Raw genomic sequence first — 21,705 nt, forward strand, 5'->3', positions numbered from 1 at the left:
CCGGCCGGGACCGTCCGGGCCGGACGCCGTCGTGACGGCCGATCAGGGAGGGCGCCCGGATGGACGACGCACCGAACCCGCACGAGGTGCTGACCGGGTTCCTGGAGCGGCTGACCCGGATGCTGCTGCGCACCAGCGGCGAGGGCGCGGAGGAGGTGGAGCGCTCGGTGGTCGCGGCGGCCGGCGCGCCGGGCGGCCGCGCCGGGCTGCTGGTGGTGCCGGACGGCGCCGTGGTGACCGTCGACTCGCACGGACGCAGCAGCACGGTGGCCGTCCGGGCCTTCCCCGAGGTCTTCCGGCTGGACCAGGTCGCCGCTCTGAAGCCGCTGCTGACGGACCCGGGGGCCGGCCGGGTGGGCCTGGCGTCCGCCGAGCGGCGGCCGGTGGAGATCGACGCCGCCACCCTGGTCTCCCGGGGGCCGCGTCGGCCGCCGCGGCTGATCCTGCTGCTGCCCGGGTTCTTCACCCTGACGGTGGGCTCGCTGGGCCTGCGCGGGCTGACCGCGCTGGTCGGCGGCCACCCGATCGAGGGGTTCCGCGACCTGGGCCGGCTGGTCACCCTCGTGGTCGCGATCGCCGCCGGTCCGGTGCCGGGCGAGGTGCTCGTGCGCCGCCCGTGACGCCGGCGTGCCCGGTGGGTGGCCGGTCAGCGGGGCAGGTTCAGTGGGGCGGGTTCAGAAGGGGCCGGTCAGCGGCGGCGGTGACGGCCGCCGGGCCTGGCGGCGCGGCGGGTGCCCAGCAGGACGGCGGCGACCAGCGGGGCGATCAGCATGAACATCACGGTCATCGGGTCCTCCGTACGCGGGCCGGGGCGGTCGGAGGAGTCCGTGCCCGGCCGGACGGGCCGCATGCCCGGTTTCACCCGGCCGCATCACGTGATCACCCGGCTGCCACGCCCCCGGCGGCGCCCTGGGACATCGCGGACGTGGTGGCGTTCCCGGCCGGGGAGGACGGCCGCCGGGTGACCGGCCAGAACCCGCGCGCCACCGGCGGACCGGTCCGACGGAGCGGGCACGGGAACGCCCGACGGCGCCGCCCTGGTCAGGGCGGCGCCGTCGGGGTCCGGCGGGTCGGGTGGTCAGCCCCGGCCCGAGGACTTCTGGGTGCGCCGGGAGACCGAGTCCAGGACCACCGCGGCGAGCAGCACCGCGCCGGTGATCATGTACTGGATGGCCTGGGCGGCGTGCACCATGTCCAGTCCGGTGGTGATCGACTGGATGACCAGGATGCCGAGCAGCGCCGACCAGGTCTTGCCGCGGCCGCCGAAGAGGCTGGTGCCGCCGATGACGGCCGCCGCGATGGCGCTCATCAGGACGTTGCCGCTGCCGAGCAGCTTGTCCGCGGAGCCCTGCTGGGAGGCGATGAACAGGCCGCCGAGTCCGGCCAGACCGGCCGAGATCATGAAGACCGAGATCCGGACCCAGGCGACGTTGATGCCGGCCCGGCGGGCCGCCTCGATGTTGCCGCCGACGGCGAAGATCTGCCGGCCGTAGGAGGTGCGGCGCAGCACGAAGTCGGTGAGGACGACCACGCCGAGCAGGATCACCAGCGGCAGCGGCAGGCCGCTGTCCTGGTTGAGGGTGTAGGCGCCGGCGAAGGCGATCACGCCGAGGACACCGGTGCGCAGCGCGATCTCACCCATGGCACGGGCCGGCAGGCCGGCGGCGGTGCGGCGGCGGGAGTCCAGCAGCTGCGCGGCGAAGAAGCCGCCGGTGGCCACGACGGCGAGGATCCAGGCGAAGGAGATGTCGCCGTCGCCGAGGAAGTAGGTGTCGAGGCTGGCGACGACACCGTCGTTGAGGTTGTTGATGGTGCCGAGCTTGCCGAGCACGAAGTCCTGCAGGCCGCTCCAGGCGAGCATGCCGGCCAGGGTGACCACGAAGGCGGGCACACCGATCTTGGCGAAGAAGAAGCCGTGCAGGGCGCCCATGGCGACGGCCGCGGCGATGCCTATCAGGATCGCCAGCCACTCCGAGACGCCCTGGCGGACCGCGAGGACGGAGGTGATGGCCGCGCAGACGCCGGCGAGGGAGCCGAGCGAGAGGTCGATCTCGCCGAGCAGCAGGACGAACACCACACCGACCGCGATCAGGCCGGGGCCCGCGATCCACTTGGTGATGTTGGTGAGGTTGTCCGCCTGGAGGAAGTGGCCGGTGACGCTCTGGAAGATCACCGCGATCAGGATCAGGCCGAGGACGACGGGCAGCGAGCCGAGTTCACCGCTGCGGATCTTGCGGCGGAACTCCTCGACGTAGCCGCCGACGCCGTCCTTGCGGACCAGCAGCCGGGGGTCGACCGCCGGGGCGGCGGGCCCGGGGTTCGTGGTGGGGGTGGTCTGGCTCGTGCTCACTTCGCTTCCTCCGCGATGCGTGCCTGGCGCCGGGTGACGGCGTTGTCGGTGGCGCCGGTGATGGCGGAGATGATCTCCTCGTGCGAGGTGCCGGCGACGTCGAAGACGCCGTTGTTGCGGCCCAGGCGCAGGACGGCGACGGTGTCGGCGACCGCCTTGACGTCCGCCATGTTGTGGCTGATCAGGATGACGCCGAGGCCGCGCTCGCGCAGTCGCTCGACGAGGTCGAGGACCTGGGCGGTCTGCTCGACGCCGAGGGCGGCGGTCGGCTCGTCGAGGATGACGATCCGCGGGTCGCCGACCAGGGCGCGGGCGATCGCGACGACCTGGCGCTGGCCGCCGGAGAGCGCGGCGATCGGGATCCGCACGCTCGGGATGCGGATGGAGAGGGTGTCGAGCAGTTCCTTGGCGCGTCGCTCCATGGCGACCTCGTCGAGGGCGCCGAAGCGGCGCAGCTCGCGGCCGAGGAACAGGTTGGCGACCACGTCGAGGTTGTCGCAGAGCGCGAGGTCCTGGTAGACGGTGGCGACGCCGAGGGCCTGGGCGTCCTGCGGGCGTCCGACCCGGACCTCGCGGCCCTCCCAGGCGATGCTGCCCTCGTCGATGGGGTGGACGCCGGCGATCGTCTTGACCAGCGTGGACTTCCCGGCGCCGTTGTCGCCGACGAGGGCGACCACTTCACCGGCGTGGACGTCGAGGTCGACGTCGGTCAGCGCCTGGACGGCGCCGAAGCGCTTGGAGACCCCGCGCAGCGCCAGTACGGGTGCGCCTGTCACGTGAACCATCTCCTGTAGGGGGTGAGAACGAGGGGGGTGGGGCGAGGGGCGGGCGGACGGAGGGGACGTCCCCGGTGGGGCGGGGACGTCCCCGTCCGGCGGGCGCCCCCCTCCGACGGGCACCGCGCGAAGGGGTTCCGCCGCACGGTCGGTACCGCGAGGGGCGGCACCGACCGCGTTCCGTCGGCTACTTGATGCCGGCGGTGCCGCAGGCCGCGGCGTAGTCCGCGGTGCAGATGTCGGCGGCCTTGTAGAGGCCGTCGGCGATCACGGTGTCGGTGATGTTCGCCTTGGTGACGACCTTGGGCTCCAGCAGCTTGGCCGGGATGCCCTTGTCGCTGGCGCTGTCGACGCTCGCGGTGGCGACCGTCTTGACGTCCTTGCCCTGGAGCAGGCCGACGGCGATCTCCGCGGCGCTGTCGGCGAGCGGCTTGTAGGCCTTGTAGATGGTGTAGGACTGGTCGCCGGCGACGATGCGCTGGATGGCGTCGAGGCCCGCGTCCTGGCCGCCGACCGGGACGGTGATGCCCGCGGCCTTGAGCTGGGTGATGATCGCGCCGGCCATGCCGTCGTTGGCGGAGTAGACGGCCTGGAAGCCGTCCTTGCCGAACTGGGTGATCGCGGCACCGGTCTTCTGGCCGGCCACGGTCGGCTTCCACTCGCCGGACTGCTCGTAGATGACCTTCTTGACCTTGCCGTCCAGGGCCTTGTGGGCACCGGCCTTGAACTGGGCGGCGTTCGGGTCGGCCTCGTCACCGTTGATCATGATGATGTTGGACTCGGTGGCCTTGGCGCCCAGTGCCTCGATCAGGGCCTGGCCCTGGAGCTCGCCGACCTTCTGGTTGTCGAAGGAGACGTACGCGGAGACCGGGCCGGTGGCGAGGCGGTCGTACGCGACGACCTTGACGCCCTTGTCGGCGGCCTCCTTCACCCAGGACTGGGTGGCCTTGGCGTCGAAGGCGTCCAGGATGATCACCTTGACGCCCTGGGCGATCAGGGTGTCGAACTGCTGCTTCTGCTTGGCCGCGCTGCCCTCGGCGTTGCTGTACTGAACCTTGCAGTCCGGGCAGAGCGCCTTGACCTTGGCCTCGATGAACGGGCGGTCGAAGGACTCGTAGCGGGTGGACGACGCGTTCTCCGGCAGCAGCAGGCCGATCGACTTGGTGTCGCCGCCGCCCGCGGACTCCTTCTTGTCGGCGCCGGCCTTGCCGCAGGCCGCCATGGACAGGGCCATCGAGACCGCGGCGGTGCCGATGACCGCGCGACGCATCATTGCGTTCATGTGGGGGGTGCCTCCCTGATGTTGCCGCAGCTCTGCGGCGAGGTGGGAGGAGTTAAACCGTCGGCAGAGGTTGTCGTCAAGAAGTAAAACCAAAGCGGGATCGTTCCTTACCTTTTCGTCACTTTCGTGAAGCCTCACATCCTTGAGACGCGCGTAGCCAGCAGATCCTCGATCCGAAGTGTGAGGATGCCGCGAACCACCGAGAAGGAGAGCGTTCAAGAGTTTGAACAAAGGCGGGCCAATCAATGGCGACCTCATTGACGGCCGCTCACATGACGCACCGCACACGCGAGATACCCCTACACAGAGGGCGAATTGGGCGGCGCAGGCCGCCCCACGGCCTCCGGCGACGGTCGACGGACCTCAGGATCCAACACCCCTGAACGTCGCATCCTGATTGGTTACGTTTGTTCATGTCGGGGCACCCGATGCCGCCCGAGCCCCGGGAACCGCTCCGGAGGCGTCGGTATCCGGCCACCTATAACAACTAGGACACGGGTAACGACTAGGACACGGGTGATCATCCGCGGGCGCGGGGGCTTCCGGGAGGTCGCTCCGTGAAGGCCCCGGCCGCGCTCCGGTCATCGTTCGGCAACCCGCCCCGGGGGTTCAGGGGGCCACGGCGGGATCAGGGGGCCACGGCGGGCCGGATGCACGGCACCACGGAGCGTGACCGCCCACCGCCCGCGAGACCGTGGGAACGCGGGAACGCGGGAACGCGCCGGGACCCACCGGTCCACCGCGGCGCACCGGGGTGAGCCGCCGGGGGTCCGATGGGTCCCGGTGCCGCGTACGTCTCAGTCGAGGACGGCGGCGACCGCCTCCAGCTCCACCAGCTGGTCGTCGTACCCGAGCACCGTGACCCCCATCAGGGTGCTCGGCACGTCGTGGGCGCCGAAGGCGTCCCGGACCACCTCCCAGGCGGTCACCAGGTCCGGCTGGCGGGTGGTGGCGACCAGGACGCGGGTGCTGATGACGTCCTCCAGCGTCGCGCCGGCGTCGGCCAGCGCGGTCCGCAGGTTCTCCACCGCCTTCGCGGCCTGGCCCGCGTAGTCGCCGACCGCCGCCGTGGAGCCGTCCTCGTTCAGCGGGCAGGCCCCCGCGAGGAAGATCAGCCGGGCCTCGGCCGGCGCGCTCGCCGCGTAGGCGTACTCGGCGACGTCGGACAGCGTGGCGGAGCGGATCAGTGTGACGGCACGGGCCATGGTGGTCCCCCTCTGGGCCTGGACGCGGAACCGGCTCATCCTGGCAGACCGGGCTCCGGCATGCCGCCGAATATCCGTCCGCCCACGAAGCCCCGAAGCCCTCGAAGTCCCACGGGGCCCCACGGAACCCGCGAGACCCCGGACCGAGACCGGCCCGGTCCCCTCCCCCGACGCCCGTCGGGCGGAGGCCGGAGGAGAGGACCTGGCAGGCCGTCAGCCCTTCGCGGCGGCGAAGCGGGCCGAGACGTCCTGCCAGTTGACGACGTCCCAGAGCTTGGTGACGTAGTCCGGGCGGACGTTGCGGTACTGCAGGTAGTACGCGTGCTCCCAGGCGTCGAAGGCCAGCAGCGGGGTGGTGCCCTGGCCGACGTTGCCGTGGTGGTCGTAGACCTGCTCGACGATCAGGCGCTGCCCGAGCGGCTCCCAGGAGAGGATGCCCCAGCCGGAGCCCTGGACGCCGGTGGTGGCGGTGGTGAGCTGCTTCTTGAACGCCTCGAAGGAGCCGAAGTGCTCCGTGATGGCGTCGGCGAGGGCGCCCTCGGGGCGGTCGCCGCCCTCGGGGGACAGGTTCTCCCAGAACAGCGAGTGCAGGACGTGGCCGGACAGGTGGAAGGCCAGCGTCTTCTGCAGGCCCACCAGGCCGCCGAACTGTTCCTTGTCGCGGGCCTCGGCCAGCTGCTCCAGGGTGTCGTTCGCGCCCTTGACGTAGGCGGCGTGGTGCTTGGAGTGGTGCAGCTCCAGGATCTCCGCCGACATCGCCCGCTCCAGGGCGGAGTAGTCGTACGGAAGGTCGGGAAGCGAGTAGGTGCCCATCGGGACACGGCCCCTTTCACATCATGACGATCGTGCCGGACACACACTATTGCGTATCAGTTGCAAGAGAGAACCCATGGCATGTGATGGTTCATTCCCCGGACCGGGGAAAGATCGCGAAGAGTGCCGGAACAGGCCGCCGGGGCGGGCCGACGGGCGGACTGACGGACCCTTCGCTCATGCCTCCGAACGGGTGACGGCGGGTCCGCCGGTGAAGTGGGCGACGAGCAGGGCGGCCACCGCGGGGGCCTGCTCGACGAGGTAGAAGTGGCCGCCGGGGAAGACCTCCAGCTCGCAGCCGGCCGTGGTGTGCCGGGCCCACTGCGCCACCTCGGCCGGGCTCACCCGGGGATCGGCGTCGCCGCTGAGCCCGGTGATCGGCGCCGACACGACGGCCCCCGGCTCGGCCCGGTAGGTCTCGATCGCCGTGTAGTCGCTGCGCAGCGACGGCAGGATCAGCGCCCGCAGCTCGGGATCGGCGATCAGCTGGGCGTCGGTGCCGCCGAGTTCGGTGAGGGTGGCGAACAGCTCGTCGTCCGGCAGCAGGTGGGCGAGCGGCTCGTCCCGGTGCAGGGCGGGGGCGCGGCGCCCGGAGAGGAAGAGCCGCACGGGCCCGGCGGTACCGGCGCGCTCGAAGCGGCGGGCCACCTCGAAGGCGAGCACGGCGCCCATGCTGTGCCCGAAGAAGGTCAGCGGCCGGTCGGCGAACGGGCGCAGCTCGCGGAACAGGTGGTCGGCCAGGCCGTCGATGGAGGGGATCAGCGGGTCGGTGAAACGATCCTGTCGCCCGGGGTACTGGGCGACCAGCACGTCGGCGTACGGGGCGAGCGCGGCGGACAGCGGGTGGTAGTAGCCGGCCGCACCACCGGCGTGCGGGAAGCAGACCAGCCGGGCGGGCGCGGTGTCGAACGGGTGGAAGCGGCGGTACCAGCGGCTGGCGGTGGTCATGGTGTCGGTCATCTGGGGCGTGTCCTCGGTCGGCCTCGGTCGGATCGTTGCCCCGTCAGCTTCGCCCGTCGCCCCGCCCGGTGTCACGCGCCCCAGGGGCCCCGCCGGAGAGCCCGCCTCCGGAGAACCCGTTTCAGGAGCGGCCGGTGACGGACGGTCCGGTCACGGCCGGCCCGATGACGGCGGGACCCGCGTCCCGGGAGGCCGGGGCCGCGGCGAACTCGGCGGCCGCCACGCGGGAGCGGGAGGCCCGGTCCAGGAGCAGCACCGAGGCCGCCTCCGGGACGGGACGGCGGACCGCCCCCCGGCGCCGGTGGCGGGCCGCGTCGCGCTCCGACCCGTGGTCGTCAGGTCCACCGCCGGGTCCGTGACCGTCGGGCCCGTGACCGTCGGGCCCGTGACCGTCGGGCCCGTGACCGTCGGGCCCGTGACCGTCGGGCCCGTGACCGTCGGGCCAGTGACCGTCGAACTCGGCGAGCAGCCGGTCGAGGCCTCGGCGGTGGCGGGCGAAGGACCGGCCGGAGGCCCAGCGGCCGCGGGCGTGCTGGCCGGCGAGGGCGGTGGCGGCGCCGACGTCCAGCAGGACCAGGTGCAGCTCACGGCCCTGCCGGGCGGCAGCGGCCGCGATCAGCCGGCGCAGCCAGCGACGGCTGCCGCAGTCGTGGATCAGCAGCGGCCCGCCCCGACGCAGCGAGCGGTACAGCAGCCGGGCGTGTTCGAGGCGTGCCCACGGGCGGTAGACGGCGTACGGAAGGCGGGCGGGCATGACGGCCGCGCAGGCCTCGTGGACGGCGCGCGGGTCGACGGTGGGGACGGCCGGGGCTGCGGACCCGCCGGCGCGGCCGGTCCAGCGGTGCAGCAGGGTGCTCTTGCCGCTGCCGGGCAGTCCGGAGACGACGACCACGGCGTCGGCCGGGTAGCGGAGGGTGAACGGCGCGCCGGCCCGGCCGCGCAGGTCGAGCACCCCGTGCGGCCCCATCGGTGGCGGCGGCGCCGCGTCTACCTCCACCGATGGGGTCGCGATCCGGCCATCCGACCCGGTCGACCTGTCCATGCCACTCACTCGCTCACTCTTCGCCCGACGCGGCACCCTAGCAACCGGAGACCGGCGGGCCGCTGTGCGCCCCGGCGCCCGGTTCCCGCGCGGCCGGACCACGGGTCCACGTCCGGTGGGGCCGCCCCTTCCCGGCCGCCCCGGCACACCGGTAAGCTGACGATCCGTCAGACTACGCTCGGCGAGGAAGGATCCGTGACCGGTCCGGGGAGGTTCGGGCGTGGCGACGTACACCGGAATGGTGCTGGAGGGGCTGGCCGCCGGGCCCGAGCGGGTCGCGATCCGGCACGGGACGCGCGAACTCACCGCCCGCGCGTGCCTGGCCACCGTGCACCGGACGGCCCGCGCGCTGCTGGCGGCCGGACTGGACCGGGGCGACGGCGTGACGGTGCTGGCCGGAAACCGACCCGAGACGGTGCTGGTGCGCCTGGCCGCGAACCTGATCGGCTGCCGGGTGGCGATGCTGTCCGCCGGCCGGCCGGTGGAGGAACAGGTCGCGCTGGCCCGGATCACCGGGACCAGCGCCTTCGTCTTCGATCCCGGCCGTTTCGACGCCACGGCGCGGCGGATCGCCGTGGAGCTGCCGTCCGCCGCACCGTTCGCCCTCGGCCCGCCGTCGCCGGGGGACGCCGGCGCGCCCGCCGCCCGCGACCTCCTGGCCGAGGCGGCCGAGCACTCCGCGCGTCCGGTGGCGCCGCGCTACCGGCCCGAGGACGTGATGGCGGTCCGCTTCACCGGCGGCTCCACCGGCCGTCCGAAGGGTGTGCTGCGCCGCTACGCACGGCCCCCTCGGCCGCGGCTGCCGGCCGCCGCCACCTTCCTGCTCTGTACCGAGCTGTGCCACGGCGGCGGGACGACGGCGGACCTCGCGCTCGCCGCGGGCGGCTCGGTGGTGCTGCAGGACGGCTTCGCGGCCCCGGAGCTGCTCGCTGCGGTGGAGCGGTACCGGGTGAGCCGGGTGTACCTGCCGCCGCACCTGCTCTACCGGCTGCTCGACGATCCGGCGCTGGCCCGGGCCGACACCTCCGGCCTGCGCCGGGTCACCTACACCGGCTGCCCGCCCTCCCCCGCGCGGCTGGCCGAGGCGACCCGCCGGCTCGGCCCGGTGCTGCACCAGACGTACGGCCTGACCGAGTGCGGTCCGGTCACCCGGCTGACCCCGCAGGAGCACCTGGACCCGCGGCTGCTGACCACCGCCGGCCGTCCGCTCCCGGACACCCTGGTCCGGATCCTGGACGAGGAGGGCCGGGAGCTGCCACCGGGCCGGACCGGCGAGATCTGCGTCCGCACCCCCACCGTGATGGCCGGCTACTGGCGCGACCCCGAGCTCACCGCCCGGGTGCTGCGCGACGGCTGGCTGCACACCGGCGACCTCGGCAGCCTGGACCCGGCCGGCTACCTGACCGTCGCCGGGCGCCGGGACGCCATGGCGATCGTGGACGGGCACAACGTGTTCCCCCGCGACGTGGAGGAGCCGCTGCTCGCGCACCCCGCCGTCCGGGAGGCGGTGATGGTCACCACCACCGGGCCGGACCGGCTGGAACGGGTGCACGCGGCCGTGGTGGTGGCGCCCGGCGCCGGGGTGAGCGCGGAGGGGCTGCGCCGCTGGGCGCTGGAGCGCGGCGGGCCGCTCCGCGCCCCGGCCACGGTCCTGCTGCTGCCGCGGATCCCGCTGCTGGCGGCGGGCAAACCCGATCTGGCGGCGCTGCGGGCACTGGTGGCGGGCGGCTGAACCGCACGGGCCCCGGGCGCACGCGGTCACTCGTGCTGCCCACGGGACGCGCCCGGTGGTGCACGACCGGTGGTGCGTCCCGGGCCGGTGCGCCTTTCGATCCGGCGAATCGCTCGGCACACGCTCGATCCCCGGCACAGGTCTGCCGATACCACGGGCGCGGGCCCTCGTCCCCGTACGGCGGCCCCGTACGGCGTCCGCAACCGGCCCACGCCATGGGCCCGCCGTTCCGCTCGCCCGCCGTCGCCCCTCCGGAGGACCGCCCCGTGACCTGGCTCCGCGTCCTGACCGCCCTCGGCATCCTCGCCTTCGCGGGCAGCGCCCTGCTCGTCTTCGCCCTCTGCACGGCGGCCGCCCGGGGCGACCGGATGAGACCGAAGTCGGTCGATCTCCGTACGGATGCCGAACGCAGCGGGCTGCTCCCCCGCTTCACCGACGACGACCCGGACGGCGGCACGCACGGCGGCAGGTACGGCGACGGGTAGGCGCGACCGGCGAGGAGAGCGTGACCGGCCACGAGGGCGCGGGCGGCGGCGAGGAGCAAGCGGCGGCGCCCGGCGCGACCCCTGACCGGCGGGCGCCCAACTCCCTTACCCGGCGGCACTCTTGCGGCGGGCGCGCGGCGGCGGGACGCTGCCCGTAACGGCGCGCCGCGCCGTCGTGAGGGGGCGTTCGATGTGGCGGAACGAGTACTACTGGATCGCGCTGGGGGTGCTGCTCCCCGCCTGGGCGTACGGGTCGTACACCAGCACCGCGCGGTGGAGCGCGGTGTGGAGGTCCGGCTCGCTGAAGCGGGACCTGTCGCTGCTGGAGGTCGCCTTCCTGGCCGGCGGCCCGGCGCGGGTGGTGGACACCGTCCTGGTCGGGATGGAGCAGGAGGGCCGGGTCGTGATCTCCCGGGCGGGCCTGGTGACCGTCACCGGGACGGACTCGGAGCATCCGGTCGAGCGGGAGGTGATCGCCGCCACCGGCGCCTCCCGCAGCCGTGACCTGGCCGGGCTCCGGGCGGCCGTCGCGGGTGGCACCGCCGTCCAGGGCATCGGCGACCGGCTGGAGGCCGAGGGGATGCTGATCTCCCGGACGCTGCGCGAGCGCCACCGGCGGGCACGACTGCTGGTGATCGTCGCCCCGGTGGTGCCCGCCGCCGTGCTGGCGCTGTCGCTGGTGCTCCCGGCGGTCGACGACACCTCGGACCGGCCGCTGTGGGGCGCGGGGCTGGCGCTGGTGCTGGTGAGCGGCTTCATCGCCGGCATCCGCTTCGCCCGGCCGAAGCGGGACCGGGTCCCGCTCTGGGTGCGCCGGACGGTGACCGGGTTCAGGGACTCCGGCGCCGAGCGCCAACCGCACCTGACCCCGGAGGTGATGGGGGCGGCCGGGCTGACCGCGCTCGGCCTGGTGGCGGTCGTGGGCGTGTCCGAGGTGGCGGACCCCGAACTGAAGGACGCGCTGCTGACCGCTCCCGCGTTCACGGCCCGGCAGGCCCAGGACCGTACGGGCGGGGACGGCGGGGTCGGGGCCGGCTGGTGCGGGTCGGGCGGGGGCGGTGACGCGGGCTCGGGCGGCGATTCGGGCGGCGATTCGGGCTGCGGGGCCTCGGCGTGCGGGGGCGCGGGCGGCTCCTCGGGCGGTGGCTGCGGCGGCGGTTCCTCCGGCTGCGGGGGCGGCGGCTGTGGCGGCTGCGGCGGGGGCGGCGGCTGAGCGGCCCTCGCCCCCGCTCCCGGCGGACGGCGTTCGACGCCAGGACACGTTGTGTCCTATGGTGAACAACGTGTCCAGCGCCGGGGTCCGGCGGGCCGCCGCACACCGCTGCGCGTTCCGCCGGGCACCCCGCCGAACCCGTCGCCACCGAGGAGAGAAGGAGAACCACGGCCATGGCCGGAACGTTCGAGACCGCCAAGGACGACCTGGTGGACCTCGCCCACCGCCGCATGCGGAGCGCGATCCCCGACAACGACTGGACGGTGCGCCAGAAACTGGCCCTCACCTGCCGGATCCTCTTCGACGCCGGCCACGACTCCGGTCTGGCCGGCCAGATCACCGCCCGCGCCGAACGCCCGGGCACCTACTACACCCAGCGGCTCGGGCTGGGCTTCGACGAGATCACCGAGTCCAACCTGCTGCTCGTCGACGAGGACCTCAACGTCCTGGAGGGCGAGGGCATGGCCAACCCGGCCAACCGCTTCCACAGTTGGGTCTACCGGGCCCGGCCCGACGTCAACTGCATCATCCACACCCACCCGTTGCACCTCTCGGCGCTCTCCATGCTGGAGACCCCGCTGGTCGTCTCGCACATGGACATGTGTCCGCTGTACGACGACTGCGCGTTCCTGGAGAAGTGGCCCGGCATCCCGGTCGGCAACGAGGAGGGCGAGATCATCGCCGCCGCGCTCGGCGACAAGCGGGCCCTGCTGCTCGCCCACCACGGACAGCTCGTCGCCACCGGCACCGTCGAGGAGTCCTGCACCCTCGCCGTGCTCTTCGAACGGGCCGCCCGGCTCCAGCTGTTGGCGAGCGCCGCCGGGAAGATCCAGGAGATCCCGGAGCTGCTGGCCCGCGAGGCGCACGACTGGATCTCCACCCCCAAGCGCGGCCAGGCCTCCTTCGCCTACTACGCCCGCCGCGCGCTGCGGGCCGGCCACGGCGACGCGCTCGCCCCCGTGTCGGAGGGTGGTGCCTGAGATGGCCGTCACCGCCCTGGAAGGGATCATCGCCTACCCGGTGACCCCGTTCACCGTCGACGACGGAGGCGTCGACACCGTACGGCTCACCGCGCTGATCGACCGGCTGATCGCCGCCGGCTGCCACGCCGTCGCACCGCTCGGCTCGACCGGCGAGAGTGCCTACCTGGACGAAGCGGAGTGGTACACCGCCGCCGAGGCCTCGGTGGCGGCCGTCGCGGGCCGCGTCCCGACCGTCGTCGGCATCGCGGACCTCACCACCCGCAGCGCGGTCCGCCGTGCCCGCTTCGCCGAACGGGCGGGCGCCGACGTGGTGATGGTGCTGCCGCTGTCGTACTGGCGGCTGGACGAGCGGGAGGTCACCCGGCACTTCACCCGGATCGCCGACGCCGTCGGCATCCCGGTGATGATCTACAACAACCCGGCCACCGCCGGGGTGGACCTCTCCCCCGAGCTGATGGTCTCGCTGGTCGAGCAGGTCGACAACATCACCATGGTCAAGGAGAGCAGCGGCGATGTGCAGCGCATGCACCGCCTCGCCCAACTCTCCGACGGGAGGCTCCCGTTCTACAACGGCAGCAACCCGCTGGCGCTGGCGGCCTTCGCCGCCGGGGCGGCCGGCTGGTGCACGGCCGCGCCCTGCCTGATCCCCGAACTCACCCTGGAGCTCCACCGCGCGGTCCGGGCCGGCGACCTGGACACGGCCCGCGCGGTGTTCCGACGGCAGCTGCCCGTCCTGCAGTTCCTGGTGCGCGGCGGACTGCCGACCACGGTGAAGGGCGGCCTGGCACTGCGCGGCCTGGACGTCGGCGTCCCCCGCCATCCGCTGCTGCCCCTGGACGGGGCCCGGACCGCCGAACTGGCCGCCCTCCTCAAGGCCGCCGACGCCTGACCGGTCGGGCCTAGGGGAGGGTCGGCACCCGGTCCGCCGGGCCGGCCGGGTCGTCGTGGATCACCACGAGGATCGCGGCCGGCTCCGGCCCGGTGCTCCGACAGCGGTGCGGCAGCGCCGAGTTGAAGTACACGCTGTCCCCCGGGCCGAGTTCGACCGTCCGCTCGGGGAACTCCAGCTCCGCCGTCCCCGCGTGGACGAAGAAGAACTCCTCCCCCGCATGGGACTTGAACGGGGAGCCGGCCGCATCGGTCGGCGGATACATCATGAACGGCACCATCTGCTTGCCGCTGAGGCCGGTCGCGATGCCCTCGTAGTGCGGGGCGCCGGGGCCGGCCCCGGCCGCGATCGTCGTCCGCTCACCGGCCCGGACGACGGTGACCAGCTCGGGCTCGACCTCGTCCGAGAACAGCCGCCCGACATCGACGTTGAGCGCGTGCGCCAGCTTGAGGGCGGTCGAGATGGACGGATCGCTGATCCCCCGCTCGACCTTGGAGAGGTAGCTCTTGGTCACCCCGACCTGCGCCGCCAGCGCCTCCAGGCTGAGCCGGTTCTGCTTCCTCAGCACCCTCAGTCGGCTGGTCATGCGGCACCTCTCGCCCCGGAACGTCCGGTTCAGTATCCCACCCGTCACAGGAGCCGACGGCGGGCGGTCCCCCACCCGGCCCCGGCCCCCTCCCGGGCCCTACCCGCCCAGCACCCCCAGCGAGGCCCAGAGCGCGCCCGTGGACAGCAGCAGCGACAGCGGTACGGTCAGCAGCCCGAGCCGGGTGAACTCGCCCAGCCCGGCCCGTTCGCCGTGGACGTGCGCGATCCGCCGCCACAGCAGGGTGGCCAGCGAACCCGCGTAGGTGAGGTTGGGTCCGATGTTGACCCCCAGCAGCACGGCCAGCACCGGCCCGGCCCCGCCGGACGCGACCAGCGGCAGCAGCACCAGCACCGCCGGCAGGTTGTTGATCAGGTTGGCGAGGACGGCCGCCAGCACGGCGATCCCCAGCAGCGCCGCGAAGCCGCCACCCGTCGGCACCAGCCCGTCGAGCGCGCCCGCGAGCCCGTTGTCCACCACCGCGCGCACCACCACGGCCAGTGCGAGGACGAACGCCAGGAATCCGGGGTTCGCCGCACCGAGGACCATCCGCAGGACCCCGGCCCGCGACTTCACCGCACCCGCCGCGGCGGTGCCGCGGGCCAGCGCCCGGACCGCGAGCACCAGCGCCCCGGCGGCGGCCACCCAGGCCGGGTCGACGCCCACGGCCGAGCCCACCACGAACCCGGCCAGCGTGGCGGCCACCGTCACCAGGGCGAACACCGGGAGGGCGGGCGCCGGTTCCGCCGTCACCGGCCCGGGCGCGGCCGCCAGATCGGCCGCGAAGAACCGCCGGAACACCAGGTACTCCACGGCCACCGCCACCAGCCAGGGCGCCGCCATCAGGGCCGCGAAGCGTCCGAAGCCGAGCCCGCTCGCCGAGAGGGCCAGCAGGTTGGTCAGGTTGGAGACCGGCAGCAGGAGGGAGGCCGTGTTGGCGAGGTGCGCGCAGGCGAACAGGTGCGGCCTCGCCCGTACCCCGGCCCGGGCCGCGGTCACCAGGACCACCGGCGTCAGCAGCACCACGGTCGCGTCCAGGCTCAGCACCGCCGTGGTGACCGAGGCCACCGCGAACACCTGCCCCAGCAGCCGCCCCGGCCGGCCGCGCGCCGTCCCCGCCATCCACGCCCCGCAGTAGCGGAACAGCCCCTCCTCGTCGCAGAGCCGGGCCAGCACCAGCACCGCCGCCAGGAAGCCGACCACCGGCCCGAGCCGCTCGGCCTCCGCCCGTACCGCCTCCAGCGGCACCGCGCCCACCGCGACCAGCAGCGCGGCGGCGGGTACGGCGGCCGCCGCCTCGGGCAGTCCCCGCGGACGCACCACGGCGCAGCCGAGCACCACCACCAGCAGGACGACGGACAGCGCCTCGATGACGGACGGGTTCAGGGCAGGCTCCTTCGGACGTCCCGCGACGGGACGTCCGGGTGCACAGGGCGGGGGATGGGGGCCGCTGGGGCCGGCCCATCGAACCACGCCCCCGGCCCGGCCCCCGCACGGGGGTCCGGGTCACCCCCGGGCCGGCCGCCGCGATCGGGCGGCCGGGCCGCCGAGCCTCACGGCAGGATCAGGAGGCTCGGGTCAGGAGGCCGGGTGGTCGTCCGGGTGCACCGCGATGTGGTCGGCCGCGAGGTCCACGGCGACCCGGTGCTCCATGCCGAGCGCCTCCAGGAACTTCACCGGGAGCTGGACCCGGCCGGTCCGGTCGAGCATGACGTACTCGCGCTCGTTGACCGACTCCTCACCGTGCTCGTCGGTGACGGTGCGGCGCAGCACCTCGCTGCTGGTCCGGCCGTCGCGGATGGCCACGGTGCGGCGGACCTCACCCGCCACCATCGGGTCGTGGGTGACGATGACGACGGTCGCCCCGAGCTCGCGGTTCACGGTGCGGAAGGACTCGAAGATGCCGGACCCGGTCTCGGAGTCGAGCTCGCCGGTGGGCTCGTCGGCCAGCAGGACCGGCGGGTTGTTGGCCATCGCGACGGCGATGGCCACCCGCTGCTGCTGGCCGCCGGAGAGCTCGGCGGGACGGCGCCCGGCGAGGTCGCCGAGTTCCAGGGCCTCCAGCAGCTCGGCCACCCGGGCGGCCTGCCGCTTGGCCCGGCCGCCGCCACCGGTGCCGCCCGCGCCGCGGCCGCGCAGCTGCATCGGCAGGGCGATGTTCTCGGCGGCGGTGAGGAAGGGCATCAGGTTGCGGGCGGTCTGCTGCCAGATGAAGCCGACCACCTCACGGCGGTAGCGCAGCCGCTCCTTCGCGGACATCTCCAGCAGATCGCAGCCGGCCACCGTGGCGGTGCCCGCGGTCGGGACGTCCAGGCCCGCCAGGATGGTGAGCAGCGTCGACTTGCCGCTGCCGGAGGCGCCGACCAGCGCCACCAGATCGCCCTGGTCGATGGTCAGCTCCAGGCCCTGGAGGGCCTGGACCTCCACGCCCTCGGCGCTGAAGATCCGCACCAGCCGGTCGCAGACGATCGCGGCCCCCGCGCCGTACGCCTTGGGGGCGGCGGCGGCCAGCGCCCGGTGCTGCAGTTCCTGGAGCGTGGGCACGTGGTCGGCCGTCGTGCCCCTGGAGGTCGTGTTCACCGCTGTTCTCCCGTCACTGCTGCTCCTGCGTCTGCTCGTCCGTCCCACCGCGCCGACCTCGTCCGCGGGTGGTGCTCCCGACCGGTCAACGTTGGTCACCGACCCGGAGTTCGGTGGTGATCTGGCGCCGTCCCGAGACCGCGGCCTCGGCGAGGACGCCCGCCGTCACCAGGGCGGCGAGGCCCAGCGTCTGGGTCAGCACCGGCAGCACGGCGGGCGGCAGGCCGGCCGGGACGTCGGCGCCCACCAGGGCGGACAGGTCCAGGGCCGGGCCGAGCAGGGCGACCGCGGCGAATGCGACCAGTCCCCCGCCCACCGCGGCGACCAGGGTCTGCGGCAGCGCCTCGGCGAGGATCAGCGCGAGGCCCTGCCGGGGCCGCAGGCCCATGGTGCGCAGCCGGGCCAGCAGGGCGGCCCGCTCGGGGGCCGCGCGCAGCAGGGTGAGCAGCACGGCGAGCAGGGCGAAGCCGGCGGCCCCGAGGACGGCGGCCCAGAAGAGCCGGCCGGCCGAGCGCTGGAGCGGGTCGGCGGCCAGATCCGCGGCGATGGTCGCACTGCTGCGCACCAGGTAGCCGCCGGTGCCGCCCGCGCCGCCCGTGGCCGCCGGAGCCGCCGGGGCCTCGGTGGCGGACGCGGTCGGGGTGGCCGTGGCGGCCGTGGCGGTCGTGGCTGTGGCGGCCGTCGGCGTGGCCGGGGCGGTGGCGGCGGCCGAGGCGCCCTGGCCGCTCGCGGCGGCGGACGGCGCGATGTCGCGGACGAGCTGCCGCAGCCGTTCCGGGTCCACGTCGCCGACGGCGAACCACTGGTTCACGCGGCCGAGTTCCGCGGCCTTCGCGGTGGCCGGTCCGATCGGCAGGACGACGACCGCGCGGCCGCTCCCGGCCACGGTGGGCGCGCCGTCCACGGTGCCCACGACGGCGGCCTGGAGCTCCCCGCCGCCGGGCAGCCGGACGCGGTAGGTCCCGGTGGTGCCGGTCTTGCGGACCAGCTCGGTGCTGAACAAGGCCGGCACCGGGGTGTCCCCCGAGCCCGCGCCGCCCGCGAGCACCGCCGGGTCGAACTCGCCGCGCCCGACCGTACGGGCCAGCTTCGCGTACGTCTCCGGGTCGGCCGCCACCACGGTGACCCGGGTGGAGCCGGCGTCGGTGCCGAGCACGAAGGCCTCGGTGTCGGACCAGACGGGCACGGCGGCCGTGACCCCCGGCAGTGCGGCGGCGGCCGTGACGAAGGCGGGCGGCAGGGGGCCGCCGAGCGGGGCCAGGACCGAGACGTCGGCGCCGACGGTGAGCCGGGCCGCGCGCAGCCGGGCGGTGTCGACCGCGTCCAGGACGGTGGCCCCGAAGCCGGCCGTGGTGACGGCGAGCATCAGCGCGAGCAGCGGCAGGACGGAGGGGCGCGGGCGCCCACCGGTGCCGCGGGCGGCGCGGGCCAGCCCGAGGAACCCGATCAGGCCGGGGCGCCGGCCGGCCACCCGGGCCAGCGCGCCGACCAGGGCCGGCTGCAGCCGGGCGAGCAGCAGTCCGCCGGTGAGGGCGAGCAGCAGCGGGGCGGCGACCAGCAGCGGATCGAGCCCCTCGCCGGGCGGGGTGACGCCGCGCCGGCGCACCTCGACGACCGCGGCGACGGTGACGGCGAGCACGGCGAGCTCCCCGACCAGGCGCCGACGGCCGGTCAGGGACGGCCCCTCGGCGGCGCCGGCACCGCCGGACGCGGCGTTCGCGCCGGCGCCCCAGAGCATTGCCGCGCGCAGCGGGAAGGCCAGCAGCGCCAGCAGGGTCGCGGCGAGGCCGGCCGCCACGGCGGGCGTCCAGCGCGGGGTGGGCAGCAGCCACAGGGCGAGTCCGCCGGCGAGTACCGACGCGGGCAGCACGGTGACCGCGCCCTCGCCGAGCATCCGCAGCAGCAGTCCGCGGCGCGAGCCGCCGCGGGACTGGAGCAGCCGCAGTTCGGCGGCGCGCCGGTCGGCGGTCAGCGCGGCGGCGAGGCAGAGCACCACGGCCGCGACCCCGGCCACGCCCGCCGGGCCGATCGCGGCCAGCGGGGCGGCGGCGGCCTGCCGGGCCTGCGCCTGGGCGAAGAACTCGGGTAGCCGGGAGGTGATCCGCAGGTCGGGACGCCCGGTCTCGACGGCGAGCCGGGCGGCGGCGGGGCCGGTCAGCAGGGAGGCGAGACCGTGGCCGGTGTCGGCGAGCCGGTCGGCCCGCAGGGTCTCGGTGTCCACCGGCAGCCGCCAGAAGTCCTCCATCCCGCGGCCCCACTCGGCGAGCCGGGGCAGCGCGTCGCCGCCGACCACACCGGCGGTCTGCCAGAACAGGGCCGGCAGCTTGCCGGTCGTCCGGCCCTGGCAGGCTTCGGCGGGGCAGCCCAGGTCGGCCCAGTAGGGGTCCTTCGGGTCGTTCGCGGTGTAGAGGCCGACCACCACCGCCCGGACGGCACCGGTCGCGGAGGGGGAGGTGTCGAGCACGGTGCCGAGCGTGATGCCGATGGTGTCGGCGGCGCTCTTGGCGAGGGCGATCGGGATCGGCGCGTCCAGGGCGGCGGCACCGGCCGGCCCCGCGCCGTCCGGCCAGCGGCCCTCGACCAGCCGGGCGTGCTCGCCGAGGCCGTGCAGGTACAGCAGATCGAGCCGGGGCGCCTCGCCCTCGGGCGGGGGCTGGGCCAGGCCCGGGTTGTTGAGCACGCGCGGCTTGGCGCTGCGCGCGCCGTAGACCGGGCCGCCGGCGGTCAGCCGGGCGGTCTCACCGGTGCGGGCGGCCAGCTTGCCGGCCACCGCGTCCAGATCGGCGGTCCGCTGTTCGTTCGGCTGCCGGGGGGAGGCGACGGCCAGCAGGCTGGTGGCGGTCGCGCCGCGGCCGCGCAGGTACTCCCGCAGCGCGGCGTCCTCGCCCCGGTCCTGCGCGCGGGGCAGCGCGGTGGCCAGCAGGACGGTGACGAAGGCGAGCGCCGCGGTGAGCAGCGCGGCCATCGGCGCCGTCCGCAGCCGGGTGCGGACCCAGGGCGCGGGCCGGTGGACCCGCTGCGGCAGGGCCGGGCCGGCCGTGTCCGCGCCGTCCGGTCGGGGGCGGGCCTGCGTGGTCACATCTCCTCCAGGTGGCGCAGCCGCGCGGCGACGTCACGGCGGCCGCGGCCTCCGGCGAGCGCGGCGAGCAGCGGTACGGCGGCGATGGCGGCGGCGAGCAGCAGGGCCGGGCCCGGCGGCAGGTCGACCACGACCTCCGGGACCGGGCGGTGGGCGGCCGGGGTCAGCACCACCAGCGGGACGATCAGATGGACGATCAGGGCGCCGAGGCCGAGGCCGACCAGCGATCCGAGGCCCACCAGGATGCCCTGTTCGGCGGCGGCGGTACGGCGCAGGCGGCGCCGGGGGGTGCCGAGGGCGAGCAGCACGGAGAACTCGCCGGCGCGTTCCCGGGCCGCGGCGGCCCCGGCGGCGGCGAAGCCGATCGCGGCGAGGACGGCGGTGACCACCGCGATCGCGGCGAGGGCGCTCTGCGGGGCGGCGCCGACCGGGTCGTCCAGCAGGTCGTCGGCGACCTCCTCGCGCAGCACCAGCCCCGGCGCGCCGGCGGCGGCGCGCAGGGCGGCGGCGGCCTCGGCCGGGGTCCGGTCGCCGGGGCCCGTGGCGGGCAGCCACCATTCGCCGGTGGCGGGCAGGTCCTGTCCGGCGGCGGCGAGCAGCCGGCCCGTGGTGGCGAGGTCGACCACGATCGCGGTGCCGCCGGCGACCGGCAGCGACTCGACGGCCCCGGTGATCCGCACACCGACGGTGGCGGTGCCGAAGGGGACCCGTACCAGCTCGCCGACCTTGGTGCCGGACGCGCTCAGGTAGGCGTGGGTGGCGAGGCCGGGGACCTCCTGCGGGGCGGGCGCGCCGGTGGGCGTGACGATCGCGCGCAGGGTGCGGGCGGAGCCCCCGTCGGGGTGGTGGCGGAGCTTGAGCAGTTCGGGGCCGGCCGGGCCCGGGGCGGTAGGGGTCTGGGTGGCCGGGAGCACGGCGGCCGAGGGGGTGCCGTTCTTCTGGGCGGGCGCGGTGGCGTTCCACCCGAGGCCGGCCGGGACCTCGACGGCGGTGGCCGGGCCGGTGACGCTGTCGGCGACCGCGATCCGGTGGACCGTCAGCTCACCGCCGAGCGTCCCGACCTCCTGCGAGCCGTAGCCGACGGTCAGGCCGGCCAGGGTGAGCGGGGCGGCGACGCTGCCGAGCGGCGCGTCCACGAGGGCGGAGAGGTCGGCGGTGGCCCGTCCCGGACCGTCGTCCGGGACGGAGGCCATGGCGATCCGGTAGGTGTTGCCGTACCGGTCGCGCAGCATCAGCCAGAGGTCGAGGCGGACGGTCGCGTCCGAGCCGAACCCGAACGTGGGGCCGGCGTGCTCGGTCGTGCGGACGGTGAGGTCGGCCTCGATGCGCAGCGGGCGGCCGGGCAGCGGAACGCCTGCCTGCGGGCCGGTGGGCGCGGGCTCGGCGAGCCGGGTGAACAGGGCGCCGCGGTCCTGCCCGTCCAGCAGGTCGGGGCGGACGGGGACCCGCTCGGCGACGGCTTTGGCGTCGAGGGCGAGGATCTGGCCGGCGGCGCCGTTCGGCAGCGACTGCTCCTGGCGGACCACGGGGATCAGCCGGTCCCCGCCGGGCAGCGCGCCGTACCGGCCGCCCTGGCCCATCGGGGCGGTCTGGGCGCCGTGCACCCGCAGGCCGCCGGCGGTGAGGAAGTCGGCCGGACCAGATCGAGGCCATCGGCCTGACGCTGATGGCCCTGGAGGAGCGGATGGACGAGCTGCGCGACCACTTCGGTCTGACCCCCGAGGACCTGA

At 75.1% G+C, this 21,705-nt stretch carries 19 protein-coding genes; 7 read left to right on the forward strand and 12 right to left on the reverse strand.

All coding sequences use genetic code 11. The annotated features are described in order from the left end of the window. Positions 1 to 59: 59 nt before the first annotated feature. Positions 60 to 620 (forward strand): hypothetical protein, encoded by a 561-nt coding sequence (locus ACWEQL_RS20020; protein WP_452151603.1) that lies wholly within the window; start codon positions 60 to 62, stop codon positions 618 to 620. Between the two features lie 458 nt (positions 621 to 1,078). Here the strand turns inward: ACWEQL_RS20020 and ACWEQL_RS20025 are convergent, their stop codons facing one another. The 7 genes from ACWEQL_RS20025 to ACWEQL_RS20055 form a co-directional block, all read right to left on the reverse strand. Beyond that, on the reverse strand, positions 1,079 to 2,350 hold the full coding sequence (locus ACWEQL_RS20025) for a sugar ABC transporter permease (RefSeq protein WP_452151604.1): 1,272 nt from the start codon (positions 2,348 to 2,350) through the stop codon (positions 1,079 to 1,081). Then, entirely contained in the window at positions 2,347 to 3,135 is a 789-nt protein-coding gene (locus tag ACWEQL_RS20030) for an ATP-binding cassette domain-containing protein (protein WP_452151605.1), read from the reverse strand. The genes ACWEQL_RS20025 and ACWEQL_RS20030 overlap by 4 nt, the downstream gene beginning before the upstream one ends. Positions 3,136 to 3,313: 178 nt before the next feature. Next, positions 3,314 to 4,408, reverse strand: a complete 1,095-nt coding sequence (locus ACWEQL_RS20035; RefSeq protein WP_452151606.1) for a sugar ABC transporter substrate-binding protein — start codon at positions 4,406 to 4,408, stop codon at positions 3,314 to 3,316. Between the two features lie 797 nt (positions 4,409 to 5,205). Further along, positions 5,206 to 5,613, reverse strand: a complete 408-nt coding sequence (locus ACWEQL_RS20040; RefSeq protein ID WP_452151607.1) for a RidA family protein — start codon at positions 5,611 to 5,613, stop codon at positions 5,206 to 5,208. Positions 5,614 to 5,826: 213 nt separating this feature from the next. Next, positions 5,827 to 6,426, reverse strand: coding sequence for a superoxide dismutase (locus ACWEQL_RS20045; RefSeq protein ID WP_452151608.1), 600 nt, complete (start codon positions 6,424 to 6,426; stop codon positions 5,827 to 5,829). Between the two features lie 177 nt (positions 6,427 to 6,603). After that, on the reverse strand, positions 6,604 to 7,386 hold the full coding sequence (locus tag ACWEQL_RS20050; protein ID WP_452151609.1) for a thioesterase II family protein: 783 nt from the start codon (positions 7,384 to 7,386) through the stop codon (positions 6,604 to 6,606). Positions 7,387 to 7,507: 121 nt separating this feature from the next. Continuing rightward, positions 7,508 to 8,383: an AAA family ATPase gene (locus ACWEQL_RS20055; RefSeq protein WP_452151610.1), complete on the reverse strand. Its 876-nt coding sequence runs from the start codon at positions 8,381 to 8,383 to the stop codon at positions 7,508 to 7,510. A 265-nt stretch (positions 8,384 to 8,648) separates the two neighbouring features. Here ACWEQL_RS20055 and ACWEQL_RS20060 point away from each other — a divergent pair, with 265 nt between their 5' ends. The 5 genes from ACWEQL_RS20060 to ACWEQL_RS20080 all read left to right on the forward strand — a co-directional run bounded on the left by ACWEQL_RS20060 (position 8,649) and on the right by ACWEQL_RS20080 (position 13,730). Further along, positions 8,649 to 10,160: an AMP-binding protein gene (locus ACWEQL_RS20060; RefSeq protein WP_452151611.1), complete on the forward strand. Its 1,512-nt coding sequence runs from the start codon at positions 8,649 to 8,651 to the stop codon at positions 10,158 to 10,160. A 266-nt stretch (positions 10,161 to 10,426) separates the two neighbouring features. After that, positions 10,427 to 10,645, forward strand: coding sequence for a hypothetical protein (locus tag ACWEQL_RS20065; RefSeq protein ID WP_452151612.1), 219 nt, complete (start codon positions 10,427 to 10,429; stop codon positions 10,643 to 10,645). Positions 10,646 to 10,835: 190 nt separating this feature from the next. After that, positions 10,836 to 11,858 carry a TIGR04222 domain-containing membrane protein gene (locus tag ACWEQL_RS20070; RefSeq protein WP_452151613.1) on the forward strand — a complete coding sequence of 341 codons (1,023 nt, stop codon included), beginning with the start codon at positions 10,836 to 10,838 and terminating at the stop codon, positions 11,856 to 11,858. A gap of 173 nt (positions 11,859 to 12,031) precedes the next feature. Further along, entirely contained in the window at positions 12,032 to 12,838 is an 807-nt protein-coding gene (locus ACWEQL_RS20075) for an aldolase (RefSeq protein ID WP_452151614.1), read from the forward strand. 1 nt (position 12,839) lies between these two features. Then, complete coding sequence (locus tag ACWEQL_RS20080) at positions 12,840 to 13,730, forward strand: dihydrodipicolinate synthase family protein (RefSeq protein ID WP_452151615.1); 891 nt, start codon at positions 12,840 to 12,842, stop codon at positions 13,728 to 13,730. A 10-nt stretch (positions 13,731 to 13,740) separates the two neighbouring features. Here ACWEQL_RS20080 and ACWEQL_RS20085 read toward each other — a convergent pair whose 3' ends face one another. The 5 genes from ACWEQL_RS20085 to ACWEQL_RS20105 all read right to left on the reverse strand — a co-directional run bounded on the left by ACWEQL_RS20085 (position 13,741) and on the right by ACWEQL_RS20105 (position 21,579). Beyond that, on the reverse strand, positions 13,741 to 14,316 hold the full coding sequence (locus ACWEQL_RS20085) for a helix-turn-helix domain-containing protein (protein WP_452151616.1): 576 nt from the start codon (positions 14,314 to 14,316) through the stop codon (positions 13,741 to 13,743). Positions 14,317 to 14,415: 99 nt separating this feature from the next. Then, positions 14,416 to 15,702, reverse strand: coding sequence for an SLC13 family permease (locus ACWEQL_RS20090; RefSeq protein ID WP_452151621.1), 1,287 nt, complete (start codon positions 15,700 to 15,702; stop codon positions 14,416 to 14,418). A 192-nt stretch (positions 15,703 to 15,894) separates the two neighbouring features. Further along, positions 15,895 to 16,896 carry an ABC transporter ATP-binding protein gene (locus tag ACWEQL_RS20095; RefSeq protein WP_452151617.1) on the reverse strand — a complete coding sequence of 334 codons (1,002 nt, stop codon included), beginning with the start codon at positions 16,894 to 16,896 and terminating at the stop codon, positions 15,895 to 15,897. 85 nt (positions 16,897 to 16,981) lie between these two features. Then, positions 16,982 to 19,975 carry a hypothetical protein gene (locus ACWEQL_RS20100; protein ID WP_452151618.1) on the reverse strand — a complete coding sequence of 998 codons (2,994 nt, stop codon included), beginning with the start codon at positions 19,973 to 19,975 and terminating at the stop codon, positions 16,982 to 16,984. Next, a complete protein-coding gene (locus ACWEQL_RS20105; protein WP_452151619.1) occupies positions 19,972 to 21,579 on the reverse strand; it encodes an FtsX-like permease family protein in 1,608 nt (535 codons plus the stop codon). Before ACWEQL_RS20105 ends, ACWEQL_RS20100 begins: the two co-directional genes overlap by 4 nt. A 38-nt stretch (positions 21,580 to 21,617) precedes the next feature. On the opposite strand from ACWEQL_RS20105, the gene gvpK reads away from it, so the two are divergent. Next, on the forward strand, positions 21,618 to 21,705 hold an 88-nt coding region (gvpK, locus tag ACWEQL_RS20110; RefSeq protein ID WP_452151622.1), incomplete at its 3' end, for a gas vesicle protein GvpK.

It is taken from the genome of Kitasatospora sp. NPDC004240, assembly GCF_053603215.1.

Excerpts from the sequence above, each read along its gene's own strand:
- ACWEQL_RS20035 (WP_452151606.1), bottom strand. The coding sequence starts at position 4,408 with ATGAACGCAATGATGCGTCGCGCGGTCATCGGCACCGCCGCGGTCTCG.
- ACWEQL_RS20075 (WP_452151614.1), top strand. The coding sequence starts at position 12,032 with ATGGCCGGAACGTTCGAGACCGCCAAGGACGACCTGGTGGACCTCGCC.
- ACWEQL_RS20050 (WP_452151609.1), bottom strand. The coding sequence starts at position 7,386 with ATGACCGACACCATGACCACCGCCAGCCGCTGGTACCGCCGCTTCCAC.
- ACWEQL_RS20045 (WP_452151608.1), bottom strand. The coding sequence starts at position 6,426 with ATGGGCACCTACTCGCTTCCCGACCTTCCGTACGACTACTCCGCCCTG.
- ACWEQL_RS20020 (WP_452151603.1), top strand. The coding sequence starts at position 60 with ATGGACGACGCACCGAACCCGCACGAGGTGCTGACCGGGTTCCTGGAG.
- ACWEQL_RS20030 (WP_452151605.1), bottom strand. The coding sequence starts at position 3,135 with ATGGTTCACGTGACAGGCGCACCCGTACTGGCGCTGCGCGGGGTCTCC.
- ACWEQL_RS20085 (WP_452151616.1), bottom strand. The coding sequence starts at position 14,316 with ATGACCAGCCGACTGAGGGTGCTGAGGAAGCAGAACCGGCTCAGCCTG.
- ACWEQL_RS20040 (WP_452151607.1), bottom strand. The coding sequence starts at position 5,613 with ATGGCCCGTGCCGTCACACTGATCCGCTCCGCCACGCTGTCCGACGTC.
- ACWEQL_RS20070 (WP_452151613.1), top strand. The coding sequence starts at position 10,836 with ATGTGGCGGAACGAGTACTACTGGATCGCGCTGGGGGTGCTGCTCCCC.
- ACWEQL_RS20080 (WP_452151615.1), top strand. The coding sequence starts at position 12,840 with ATGGCCGTCACCGCCCTGGAAGGGATCATCGCCTACCCGGTGACCCCG.